General features: G+C 60.1%; 11 protein-coding genes and 1 pseudogene. 3 read left to right on the forward strand and 9 right to left on the reverse strand.

The genetic code is table 11. From position 1 onward, the window contains the following. The 7 genes and pseudogenes from ASD02_RS06400 to ASD02_RS06425 form a co-directional block, all read right to left on the reverse strand. The coding region (locus ASD02_RS06400) for a Gfo/Idh/MocA family oxidoreductase (protein ID WP_162255901.1) at nt 1-393 on the reverse strand (393 nt) is incomplete at its 3' end. A 5-nt stretch (nt 394-398) separates the two neighbouring features. Beyond that, the coding region (locus ASD02_RS39550; protein ID WP_210178306.1) for a ThuA domain-containing protein at nt 399-629 on the reverse strand (231 nt) is incomplete at its 5' end. Nucleotide 630: 1 nt separating this feature from the next. Further along, nucleotides 631-1,283 (reverse strand): annotated as a pseudogene (locus ASD02_RS06405) (ThuA domain-containing protein); the annotation flags it as partial. A gap of 114 nt (nt 1,284-1,397) precedes the next feature. Continuing rightward, on the reverse strand, nt 1,398-2,426 hold the full coding sequence (locus tag ASD02_RS06410; RefSeq protein WP_057212620.1) for an ABC transporter ATP-binding protein: 1,029 nt from the start codon (nt 2,424-2,426) through the stop codon (nt 1,398-1,400). 11 nt (nt 2,427-2,437) lie between these two features. Further along, nucleotides 2,438-3,268: a carbohydrate ABC transporter permease gene (locus ASD02_RS06415; RefSeq protein WP_025429604.1), complete on the reverse strand. Its 831-nt coding sequence runs from the start codon at nt 3,266-3,268 to the stop codon at nt 2,438-2,440. Then, the gene (locus tag ASD02_RS06420) at nt 3,268-4,254 is read right to left on the reverse strand and encodes a sugar ABC transporter permease (protein ID WP_057212622.1); all 987 of its coding nucleotides are present in this window, start codon (nt 4,252-4,254) and stop codon (nt 3,268-3,270) included. The genes ASD02_RS06415 and ASD02_RS06420 overlap by 1 nt, the downstream gene beginning before the upstream one ends. A gap of 186 nt (nt 4,255-4,440) precedes the next feature. After that, nucleotides 4,441-5,703: an ABC transporter substrate-binding protein gene (locus tag ASD02_RS06425; protein ID WP_057212624.1), complete on the reverse strand. Its 1,263-nt coding sequence runs from the start codon at nt 5,701-5,703 to the stop codon at nt 4,441-4,443. A gap of 362 nt (nt 5,704-6,065) precedes the next feature. On the opposite strand from ASD02_RS06425, the gene ASD02_RS06435 reads away from it, so the two are divergent. After that, nucleotides 6,066-7,085: a substrate-binding domain-containing protein gene (locus ASD02_RS06435; RefSeq protein WP_025429608.1), complete on the forward strand. Its 1,020-nt coding sequence runs from the start codon at nt 6,066-6,068 to the stop codon at nt 7,083-7,085. 297 nt (nt 7,086-7,382) lie between these two features. Here the strand turns inward: ASD02_RS06435 and ASD02_RS06440 are convergent, their stop codons facing one another. After that, complete coding sequence (locus ASD02_RS06440) at nt 7,383-7,772, reverse strand: hypothetical protein (RefSeq protein ID WP_057220386.1); 390 nt, start codon at nt 7,770-7,772, stop codon at nt 7,383-7,385. A gap of 635 nt (nt 7,773-8,407) precedes the next feature. Between ASD02_RS06440 and ASD02_RS06445 the strand changes: the two genes are divergently transcribed. Then, complete coding sequence (locus tag ASD02_RS06445; RefSeq protein ID WP_057220387.1) at nt 8,408-9,967, forward strand: ABC transporter substrate-binding protein; 1,560 nt, start codon at nt 8,408-8,410, stop codon at nt 9,965-9,967. A 210-nt stretch (nt 9,968-10,177) separates the two neighbouring features. Beyond that, a complete protein-coding gene (locus ASD02_RS06450; RefSeq protein WP_057205818.1) occupies nt 10,178-10,717 on the forward strand; it encodes a ribonuclease H in 540 nt (179 codons plus the stop codon). Between the two features lie 140 nt (nt 10,718-10,857). Here ASD02_RS06450 and ASD02_RS06455 read toward each other — a convergent pair whose 3' ends face one another. Beyond that, nucleotides 10,858-11,166 carry a hypothetical protein gene (locus ASD02_RS06455; RefSeq protein WP_025429610.1) on the reverse strand — a complete coding sequence of 103 codons (309 nt, stop codon included), beginning with the start codon at nt 11,164-11,166 and terminating at the stop codon, nt 10,858-10,860. Nucleotides 11,167-11,530 lie beyond the last annotated feature (364 nt).

Here is an 11,530-nt window from a genome sequence, read left to right on the forward strand (position 1 = left end):
CGCCTTCTGCAGCGGCGCGACGTTGCGATAGGTCAGATTGACCATGGTCACCAGCCCCGATCGCTCCGCGGCATCGGCCATTTCCGCCGCCTTGGCGTAGTTTTCCGCCAGCGGCTTTTCGCACAGCACGTGCTTGCCGGCAGCAAGCAATGCCAGTGTCGTCGGGTGATGCGCCTTGTCCGGCGTCACGTTCGTCGCCGCATCGAACTTGCCCCAGGCAATCGCCTCGTCGAGCGAGGTGAACGTATTGGCTATGCCGTGTTTCTCGGCAAAGCCTTTGGCGCGCTTGGGGTCGACATCGACCGCTCCCACCATTTCCACGCCTTCGATCTGAGCGAAGGCTTGGGCATGGCTGTTGGCCATGCCGCCGGTTCCAACAACGAGAAGACGCATGATGCTCACCTGTAACCCGCTTCGCCGGCCTGATGTAGCCTGGGCCCACGCTCGACGATCGGCTCCAGCGCGTTTTCGACCGGCACGTTCGGCGCGTCATGGATCGCCGTGTAGCGATTGTCGACGTTGTAGGCCCACTTGACCGAATTGCGCAGCACCTTCTGCACGTTGGCGTCGTGATAGGTCGGATAGGTCTCGTGACCCGGGCGGAAATAGAAGATGTTGCCGGCGCCCCGNTTGACCGAATTGCGCAGCACCTTCTGCACGTTGGCGTCGTGATAGGTCGGATAGGTCTCGTGACCCGGGCGGAAATAGAAGATGTTGCCGGCGCCCCGGCGCCAGGTCAGACCCGAACGGAACACTTCACCACCGGCAAACCAGGAGATGAACACCGTCTCCAGCGGTTCCGGCACGGAGAACTGCTCGCCGTACATCTCCTCGTTCTCGAGCACGAAATTCTCGCCGATGCCTTCGGCAATCGGATGGCGCGGGTTGATCGCCCACAGCCGTTCACGCTCGCCGGCCTCGCGCCACTTCAATGCGCATGGCGTGCCCATCAGCCGCTTGAAGATCTTGGAGAAATGGCCGGAATGCAGGACGATCAGGCCCATGCCTTCCCAGACACGCTTGGCAACGCGCTCGACGACCTCGTCGCTGACCGCACCGTGATCCTTGTGCCCCCACCACAGAAGCACATCGGTCTTGGCCAGCCGCTCCTCGCTCAGGCCGTGTTCCGGTTCCTGCAGCGTCGCCGTCGTTGCCTCGATCGAAACGTCCGTGTTCAGTGCTGCCGCGATGGTGTTGTGCATCCCGTTCGGATAGATGCTCCTGACGACCTCGTTGGTCTGCTCATGGATGTTCTCGCCCCATACGACTGTTTTGATAGGCACGGTCATTCTCCCTGCGTGTTCGCCCGTCACGGGCATGTCGTCTTACGATTGATCGGGTCGCCATGAATTGGCGACCCCGAAGCTTAAGGCCGTCTCAGTGTTCACCAGGGCTTGTCAAGCGGCCCCTCTCATGGGCGCACGGCCCAGGGCCAGCCCCGACGCATCAAAGCGGTGAATGTTGTCACCGACCGGCGAGATCTGTACGATCTCTCCCGGTTGGTGAAGCGAGGTGCCACCTTCCCGGACGATGACCGGTTCGGCGGAGCCGATATCGAGATAGATGTAGCTGTCGGACCCCAGCATCTCGGAATGCACCACCGTCCCGGACCATTTGCCGTCACCCGCCCTGATTTCCAGATGCTCGGCCCGGATGCCGATCGTGTGGGCGTCGTAGGGAGCAGCAAGAGCGCCCGAGAGGAAGTTCATCTTCGGCGAGCCGATAAAGCCGGCGACGAACACAGAATTCGGGCTCTCGTAGAGTTCGAGCGGCGTGCCGATCTGTTCGACCACGCCATCCCGTAGCACGCAAATGCGATCTGCCAATGTCATCGCCTCGACCTGATCATGCGTGACATAGACCATCGTCGTCTTGTGCATACTGCGATGCAGCTTGGCGATCTCGATCCGGGTCGCGACCCGAAGTGCCGCATCGAGATTGGAGAGCGGCTCGTCGAACAGGAAGACCTTGGGGTCGCGTACGATCGCGCGGCCGATCGCGACGCGCTGCCGCTGGCCACCGGAGAGCTGCCGGGGCAGTCGCTTGAGATAGGGGGTGAGCTGCAGCATCTCCGCCGCCGCTTCCACCCTCTTTTTGCAACTCTCCTTGTCCTTGCCCGCAAGCTGCATGCCGAAAGACATGTTCTCGAAGACCGTCATATGCGGGTAAAGCGCGTAGGACTGGAACACCATCGCAATGCCGCGCTTCGACGGCGTCAACTGGTTGACCACCTGCCCGTCGAAGGAAAGCGTGCCGGACGTGATTTCCTCGAGCCCGGCAATCAAGCGCAGCAGCGTGGACTTGCCGCAGCCGGAGGGTCCGACGAAGACCATGAACTCGCCGGCCCGGATATCCATGCTGACGCCCTTGATCACCTCGAAGGCGCCGAAGGACTTGCGCACGTTGCGCAATTGAAGCTCTGCCATGTTTTTCTCCCCTATCCTTTGACGCCGCCGGCCGTGAGCCCGGAAATGATCCGCCGCTGAAAGATCAAAACGAGGATCACCAGCGGCACGGTGACGATGATCGATGCGGCCATGATGTTGCCCCACGGAATTTCGTACTGGCTGTTGCCCGAAAGAAGCGCGATCGCGACCGGCACGGTGCGCTGGCTGTCTGAAGACGTGAAGGTCAGCGCAAACAGGAACTCGTTCCAGGCGGCGATGAAGGCGAGCAGGCCCGTCGTCACCAGCGCCGGCCACATCAGCGGCATGAACACCCGGGTGATGATCACCCAGGGTGTGGCGCCATCGACGATCGCCGCTTCCTCGATCTCGACCGGCAGATCCCGCATGAAGGTGGTGAGCACCCAGACCGTGAAGGGCAGCGTGAAGATCATGTAGGAAAAGATCAGCGCCAGCGGCGTGTTGAAAAGCCCGACCGAGCGGATGAGTTCGAACAGACCGGCAAGCACGGCGATCTGCGGAAACATCGACACCGACAGGATCGTTAGAAGCAAAAGCCCGCGTCCGCGAAACCGCACCCGTGCCAGCGCATAGGCAGCGGTGACCGCGAGCAGCAGCGACACCGCGACGACGACGGTTGCGACCAGCAGGGAGTTGGCGAGGTTGCGCAGGAAGCCACTGCTCGAGACGATCCCTGCGTAGTTCTCGAAGGAGATCTCAGTCGGCCAGTAATCGACCCGAAAGAGCGCGGTTCCGGATTTAAAGCTCGTCAGGACCGCGTAATAGAACGGGAAGACGGCCATGATGATAATGGCGGCGACGAGGGCATAGAACGCCGTGCGTCTGGTAAGAGTGGCGATCATCAGCGCTCTCCTCCTTCGAGATTGACCCGGCCGAACCACATGTAGGCGACGGTGATCGCCGCAATGATCAGGAACAGCATCGTCGAGGCGGTGGCGCCATAGGCGAACTTGTCGAAGTCGAACAGGTTTTCGCGCGCCAGTACCGACATGGTCTTGGTCTGCGCATTGTTGGGCGTCAGCACATAGATGAGATCGAAGATGCGCAGCGCATCGAGCATGCGGAAGATCACGGCGACCATCAGAGCGGGCCGGATCAGGGGCAGCGTCAGCCGCCAGAAGACCTTGACGGGATGAACCCCGTCGATTTTGGCCGCCTCGTAGATATCCGACGGCACCATCTGCAGCCCGGCGAGGATCAGCAGCGCCATGAACGGTGTCGTCTTCCAGACGTCGACGATCAAAACCGCGACCATCGCGGTCTCCGGATTGGCCGTCCAGGCGATCTTCTGGCTGATCAAACCAAGGCCGAGCAGCAGGTCGTTGAGAATACCGAACTGGTCGTTGAGCATCCACGCCCACATCTTGGCGGAAACGATCGTCGGAATGGCCCAGGGGATCAGGATCGCCGCCCGCACCAGCCCGCGCCCCGGGAAATGGGCGTTCAGCACCAGCGCCACAACCAGTCCCAACACCGTCTCAATGGTGACGGATATCGCCGAGAATTTCAGCGTGGTCCAGACGGCGTTCCACCAGGCGGGATCGGCAAGCAGGCCGTTATAGACCGTGCGCCCGCTCTTCAGCGTGATCCAGCTCAGATAGTTCTTGAAACCGACGAACTCGGCGCCATCAAGGTTGGTCAGCGACGCATTGGTGAAGCTGAAATAGATGGTGCGCAGCAGCGGCCAGCCCGCGACCAACGCCAACACCAGCAAGGTCGGCGCGAGAAAGACCCAGGCGGAACGAATGCGCTGGGCGTTGAGGTCGGAGCCGATTCTGGCACCACTCTCGAGTGTTCCAGGAGGCTCTGCTAGGGAAAGGTCGGTCATGTCTATACTCACCCTTGCCATTCGGCGCACGGCCGAGCGGTTGGCCTGAGAGGAACGGCGCCGCCAAGGCAATTCCGGGAAAAGTGTGAAACTGTTCTCTGTCCGGAATTTCCTGTAATCCAGCGCGCCGGAGTGGCTCAGTGGAGCGAGGGAAGGCCCTGAAGCACTTCCCTCGCCCCGGGAGGATTACCAGCTGTCGCCCTTCATCTCCGTGAGTTCGACTTCGAGCAGTTCCAGGTTTTCTGCCGCCGTGCCGTTGCCGGACAGCGTGTTGTGAACGGCATTCCAGAACTTGGCGGAAACCTCATTGTATTTGACCTTGGTGACCGCCGACGGCCGCGGCACGGCACTTTCGAAGATCGGCTTCCAAGCCGGCATGAACGGCTGTGCCTTGGCAATCTCCGCATCGTCGTAAAGAGCAGCAACCGTCGGAAGGTTCGAGAGCTGGATGGCCCGCTGCTTCTGCACCTCAGGGGATGCGAGGAACTTGACGAGAGAAATCGCCGCTTCCTGTTCGTCAGAATATTTAGAGACGGCAAGGTTCCAGCCACCGAGCGTGGAGGACGGTTGATCGCCATCAGTCGCCGTCGGCAGCGGCGTGACGGCGAACTTGCCCTTCACCGCGCTGTCGTCACCATTGCCGAGCGCGTAGGCATAGGGCCAGTTGCGCATGAAAACGGCGTTGCCGGTCTGCCAGACACCGCGCGATTCCTCTTCCTGATAGGCAAGCGCGCCTTGCGGCGAAATCGTGCCGATCCATCCCTTGATGCGGTCGATGGCTGCCGCCGCCTTCTCGTTGTTGATCGAGATTGTGCCGTCCGGCTCGACGATCTGGCCGCCACCTGAAGATTTGACCCATTCGAGCGCATTGCAGGTCAATCCTTCATAGGCGTTGCCCTGGAAGACGTAGCCCCAGAGGTCTGGCTGGCCGGCGGTGCGTTCCTTCTCCTGGATTTCCTTGGCGGTCGCCGCCAGTTCGTCCCAGGTCTTCGGCGGCGCCTTGCCGTATTTTTCCAAGAGGTCCTTGCGATAGTAGAGCGCCGGCGCATCGGTAAAGGCCGGCAGGGCCACCAGGCGGCCGTTGACGGTCTGCGAGGCAATGATCGACGGGAAGTGCTGACCGACGACATCCTTGGTCGCTTCCGTCAAGTCGACGAACTGGTCGGCGAGCTGCGGCGCCCAGACGACGTCGGTCTGGTAGACGTCGACGTCCTTGTTTCCGGCGGCAAGCCACAGACGGTACTGGCTGAACTGCTCGCTGCTCGACGGCGGCATGGTGACCAGGCTCACCTTGTGGCCGGTTTGCTTCTCGAAGACGTCGAGTTGCTCGCGGATGAAATTGACGTTCTTCCCGGTCGTGTTGGCCGCCAGCGAAAGCTCGGCGGCTACGACGACATCGGCTGCGGCGATGGCCGTGCAAAAACTCAAGGCGCTGAGAATGGCTCTCATGTCGGTTGACTCCTCCTGGTTCCCCTATGCCGCTCGAAAACTCCTCAGTAATTCGAAAGCGGTTTGGTTGGAAAAAGCTGCCAGAAGCAGAAAAATCTGTCAACCCTTTCGAGAAACCCCCTGCAAATACGTGGGTACTCAGAATTTTATTATTATGATTCAATATATTGCCGAGTGCATGATCGTTTATGATGGAGACAAGCGGCAAATATGGATTTACGCATGTTCGGTCAAAATTTAAAACGCTTTGGTTATTTGCTCGCGAGGAGATGCATGTGGGAACGCGCCGACAATTGGATTGTTACCGGCGGTGAAGGCGTATATTCCTGCAGGATAATGAGGGCTGAGGATACGAGTATCGCATGAAGCTAAGGGAGTTCGCGCAACAACTGGGCCTTTCGCCGACGACAGTCAGCCGTGCTCTGAGCGGCTATCCCGAGGTCAGCGAGAAAACGCGAACAAGGGTGGCCGAGGAAGCCGCCCGCCTCGGCTATCGTCCGAACATCAATGCTGTACGGCTCGTCACCGGGCGCGCCGGCGCCATCGGCGTCGTCATGGGGCGGTCCGGCGAATTCCACTTCTCCGAGTTCATGAGTGGCATGGCGGAGAGATTGGGAACCCAGGACATCGACATCCTGGTCAGCCCAATGGACGAGAAAGCCACCAAGGGCGAGATCCAACTCTACAGCCGGCTGGCCGTAAGCGGCCGGGTGGACGCCGTGATTGTGCATTCGCCGGAACCGAATGATGAACGCATCACCTTGCTGCACAGGCTCGGCATGCCCTTCCTGGTCCATGGCCGTTCCGAAACCGACGTGCCCCATGCCTGGCTCGATATCGACAATGAGGGCGCCATTCACCGTGCAACATCACATCTGCTCGATCTCGGGCACAGACGCATCGCGATGATCAATGGGCGCGAGGGCCGAACGTTCTCGCTTCATCGCGACAAGGGATACAGAGATGCATTGCAACAGCGAGGCATCCCGTTTGACCCGCGTCTCGTCGCCCACGGCAACTTTACCGACGAGCTTGGCTTCCGCTTCGCACGTTCCTTCCTCGAGCAGACCCCCCGCCCGACGGCGTTCGTCGCCGGCTCAATGATGACGGCACTTGGGGTATACCGGGCAGCGCGCTCCATCGGGCTCGAAATCGGACGCGATATCTCCGTGATCGCCCATGACGACGTCTTTCCCTATCTGACACCCGAGACCATGGTCCCCTCGCTCTCCGCCACTCGTTCGTCCATGCGCGCCGCCGGCGCGCGCACCGCCGATCTCGTGCTGCAACTGCTCGCCGGCAGACCCGCATCCGAGATCCACGAACTCTGGCCGGTCGAGCTTATTCTTCGTGAATCGACCACGCCCCTCCGCCAAAGCTAACAAGGAACGCTGGCCATCGGCTGCTACAGGCCGGGCTTCGGCAGCTTCTTCGAAGGCTACATCTTGCAATCTTCGGCTATCCCTCCGCGGTTCGACCAGGCAAGAAGGCCGCCGCCCAAACAACCATTCGCAAACCTGGGACCAGGACCTCCAAGGCTCAGTCTCGTCCCTGCGCCAGACGGCAGTTATGCCTCCTTTCTTGCCGAGCTCCGAGCGCTCCGCAACAAACGATCACCGTAATACAGACTGTCCCACCGCCCCTTAAGCCACCTCAACATAACAATGCCGGCGCTGCCCTCATAGCCAAAAGCGGGTGGTCTTAGGGGTCGCTCGCATGCCGTCGTGCGCATAGAGACGACCGGGGGCTTCCGGGTGACGAAGGAAGTGGAGTTCCTTGCCGGCCGCGGCGTAGGAATGGGGCGAAAATTGTTCGAGGCACTCGGGGACCGGGTTGGCGGCGTTTGCGGCCTTGACGCCGAACCAGTTCAGAGCGTCCTGCGGGGAATAAGCCTCCGCGACGAGGAGGGCACCGCTCGGCTGAAGGGCCACGGTCAGCGTGATACCCCTCACCTTCCTGAGCTCGAAATTGCGGTTGGGAAGATCCAGCGTCGATTCCGGCGCAAAGCCGATGCCAAGACCCGGATTGTGAACAAATACGTTATAAATAGTACTCAGTATTGTCGACAATTACGTTGACAAACGCTGTCTGTGTGCGATGGTCCCGATTAGCAGGCACGAGCTAGGGAGGAGCAGTGTTGATGCAAGGTCCTTGGAAGACCGTCGCGACAGCGTATCCGCTGGGCTTTTTGCGAGTGGCGCACACCCAACACGCTCCGCTGAGCCGATCGGCGTGCATCTTCTCACGCTATCCCCATTCCGCATCGAACGTTCCTCAACCACGTCTATGAAGGGTTGGCACGGGACAGTCTTAGATGGTGTTTGCGCTGGCTATCGACTGGCAGCTTATCGACAACAAGATTTGGCGTTTCAAGCTACGCAAGGTGGCGAGTTTGGCAACGATACGGATTTCAACGCTGACAACTTGATTACCTTGCTGGCTAAGGAGCTCGACCGCCAAAGCGTCTGGCGATCGAAACGGGCGCGCTCGGGTCAAGCACGCGTTGCTCATGTTCCCGCTGTAGCGGCAGCCGGTGGTCTCGGGCGATGACCGTCAGGATTGAGCAGATCGTGTCCGCGCCGACAACAAGCCGCGCCACTGGCTGACCCGGCGATCCGACGTATCGCCTGCGAGCCGTCCGTGCCTTTTACGAAAAAGATTCCCGTCAAGGGGATAGGTGACCTCAACCAGGGAGAACTGCAGAATGCTCAAGAAACTGACCCTCGCGGCCGTCATGTCGGCTGCGCTTTCCGCGGCTGGTCACGCGGAAACGCTCAAATGGGGCGCTTCGCGCGACATCTATTCGCTCGACCCTTATTCTTATGGCGACAGCTACACGCTGTCTTTTCTCAATCACGTCTATGAGGGGCTTGTCCGCTTTGACGCCGAACTGAAGATCGAGCCGGCGCTGGCGATATCCTGGGAGACCGTATCGGATACGGTCTGGCGGTTCCATCTGCGCGAGGGCGTGAAGTTCCATGATGGCGCCGACTTCACCGCGGACGACGTGATCGCCTCTCTTACTCGGGTCAGCGATCCGGCGTCCCCGCTCCGCGGCAACCTTCCGGCCTACAAGTCGGCGAAGAAGGTCGACGACCACACTGTCGATATCGAACTGGTCGGACCCTCCCCGCTGCTGCTGAACGACCTGACGAATATCCACATTTTCGACGCTACCTGGCTCACCGACAACAACTCGCTGAAGCCGACGGATGTCGGCAAAAGGATCGAAGGCTACGCCACCTACCACACCAACGGCACGGGTCCGTTCGAGCTCGAGAGCCGCGCGCCCGACAGCAAAACCGTTCTCGTCAAGAACGCCGAGTGGTGGGACGCGTCGCAGTCCAACATCGATCGCATCGAGTTCACACCGATCATCTCGGCAGCGACGCGAGTAGCCGCGCTGTTGTCGGGCGAGATCAACTTCACCGAGAATGCGCCTGCACAGGATATCCCGCGCCTTGTCGCGCAGCCGGACCTGAAGGTCATGGAGCGCACCGACCTGCGCACCATCATGGTCGGTTTCAACCGCAAACCGAACCTGGCCAACGGCGTCGACAACAAGTTCAACGACCTGCGTGTCCGCCAGGCTGTCGCCCATGCGCTGGACAAGGACCTCATTCAGAAGCGGGTCATGCGCGGCAAGTCGAGGATCGCGGGGACGATCATTGCGCCTGAGATTCCCGGGTATGCCGAAGCACTGGACATGGTGGTGCCGTTCGATCCCGAATTGTCAAAAAAGCTGCTCGCCGAAGCCGGCGCCAGCGATCTCCCCTTCACCCTCGTCTGCACGAACGAGGCCTATATCAACGAGGAGGAGCTTTGCCAGAGTATCGTCAACATGCTGAGCCGCGCCGGTTTCAAGCCGCAGCTCGACATAGGCCCGACGGCTGCACAGGCGCCCAAGCGCACGGGGGGGCTATCTGATGTCTACCTCATCGGCTGGGCGAACGAGCCGATGCTCGACAGCTACTCGATCCTGCTCCAGATGATCGAGACGAGGAGCGACAAGGCGGGCGTTTTCAACTGGGGTGGCTGGAGCTATCCAGATATTGATAGGCTGATCATCCAGGCATCGACCGAAATGGATCGAACGAAGCGGCTCGAATTGCAGACCAAGGCACTCCAGATGGTCAAGGACGAAATGATCATGTTGCCGTTGCACCAGCAGCCAATGGCCTGGGCGATGAGCAATGAGATCGACCGGGTCGCTCAGCTGGCGGACAACAAGCCGCGCCACTGGCTGACTCATTTCGCCGAGTAACCGCCGTGAGGAGCTGGAACGACAGGCGTTCCAGCTCCTGCCCAACTTGCGTTTTCAGCGCGTCCCAATCGCGGTCGTGGCGTCGCCAGCCTATTTCGAGCGGCATCCGCTTCCACAAACCCCGTATGGATCGTACGGCGGCTTCTGCCTTGAGCCCACTTCAGAATGTAAAACGTTAGGCAGATGTACGCGACAGGATTAAATGGCAAGATGAACGGCATTTTCACCAAGCTCTGTGCTCCCGATCACACCGCCGAGATACTGCCCATTTCCGAGGGCCTTCACGTCTTTACGGACGGCTCGTATGAACCGACCTCTGCCAAAGGCGGATGGGCATTCGTCGTCTATCGCAATGGCGCGGAAATAGCATCCGAGTTTGGCGGCGCCCGACCTTCCGCCGACAACACAATGGAGTTGACCGCGCTCTTCAAGGCAGCGCTGTGGGTCAACGGCAATGCCTCAGGCGAACGCGCAATCGTCTGGTCCGATTCCGTTTACGCGGTAAATGGCTGCAACAGCTGGCGCCAGATCTGGAAGAACAACGGCTGGAAAAAGATTGTCCCTAATGCGAAGGCCAGAAGCCGGACAATAGCCAATGCCGAGCTTTGGATGGCGATCGATCTTCAGCTGTCTCGCAATCCCCAACTGGCTATCGCGTGGTGCAAGGGCCATTCCGGGCTCGTTGGCAACGAGCGTGCGGATACCCTTGCGGGACTTGCGCGCCAATCTGCCCGGTGCAGCGACCGTTGAAACCGTCAGTGTCTTTCGCCAATTCGGCGATGCCAATGACGGCATTGCCAGGACGGCCAGAGCGTTTCCGCGAAACGCTCTAACGCCATGTTTTACCCATTTCCGGACGGAAAACCGTTCGCGCTTTTCCTGGAAATCCTCTAATGGCAGGCTTCCGGTGTGTGGGTCATCACAGCAGCCACGGCAGCAGTTGATCTCGTCGAGGACAGATGCACGAGCGTAATCCCCAGCTCGAGAAGAAGTTCGGCAGATTTGAGATCCTGCGTTCCGAGGTTGTCGGCATATCCGCGGATCGTACCTGCAACACACTTCGAGTTGGCGGCAAAACGGGCGTCGCCCAGGTCTTCGGCCTCTTCGGCGACAGCATCGAGCGCACCGGCGACCGTTTCGAGCATGCAGCACCGTTCGCGCATGCTCATGTCTTCAAGCGTTTTTGGGATCCCGACCATGTTATCTCCTTCGCGCCCGGCAGGATGAGCCGCGGCGCTGGTATCACGTTCGAATTCTGGTGTTGCACCTCATATGGAAATCGCAGCGGCTATAAGCAAATCATGCCGGCCATGCGGCTGCTGCATGGCACGCGCAGCAATTCAAAGTGCTACAGCGACCTTTGCGCGTCTAATAAGACGCGCGGCGCTGTGGGGCTGCAGCGGTGTGTGCCACCGCGCGTCAGGTTCCGCCAGGTTTCATCATCACGTGCGTGTGGTATGACGTCTCACGGCCCCAACGTTTTGGGGTCAATCATCAGATTGGGATGCGGTAGCCGGCGAAGCAGAGACATGTTTGAATTGAGTGCTCATTTTACGCTGCGCG

Source organism: Ensifer sp. Root1252 (genome assembly GCF_001425885.1).
Lineage (GTDB): Bacteria > Pseudomonadota > Alphaproteobacteria > Rhizobiales > Rhizobiaceae > Ensifer > Ensifer canadensis.

What these genes read in the sequence shown, in the direction of transcription:
- ASD02_RS06425 (WP_057212624.1), bottom strand. Translation starts at nt 5,703, where the DNA reads ATGAGAGCCATTCTCAGCGCCTTGAGTTTTTGCACGGCCATCGCCGCA.
- ASD02_RS06450 (WP_057205818.1), top strand. Translation starts at nt 10,178, where the DNA reads ATGAACGGCATTTTCACCAAGCTCTGTGCTCCCGATCACACCGCCGAG.
- ASD02_RS06445 (WP_057220387.1), top strand. Translation starts at nt 8,408, where the DNA reads ATGCTCAAGAAACTGACCCTCGCGGCCGTCATGTCGGCTGCGCTTTCC.
- ASD02_RS06435 (WP_025429608.1), top strand. Translation starts at nt 6,066, where the DNA reads ATGAAGCTAAGGGAGTTCGCGCAACAACTGGGCCTTTCGCCGACGACA.
- ASD02_RS06455 (WP_025429610.1), bottom strand. Translation starts at nt 11,166, where the DNA reads ATGGTCGGGATCCCAAAAACGCTTGAAGACATGAGCATGCGCGAACGG.
- ASD02_RS06410 (WP_057212620.1), bottom strand. Translation starts at nt 2,426, where the DNA reads ATGGCAGAGCTTCAATTGCGCAACGTGCGCAAGTCCTTCGGCGCCTTC.
- ASD02_RS06420 (WP_057212622.1), bottom strand. Translation starts at nt 4,254, where the DNA reads ATGACCGACCTTTCCCTAGCAGAGCCTCCTGGAACACTCGAGAGTGGT.
- ASD02_RS06415 (WP_025429604.1), bottom strand. Translation starts at nt 3,268, where the DNA reads ATGATCGCCACTCTTACCAGACGCACGGCGTTCTATGCCCTCGTCGCC.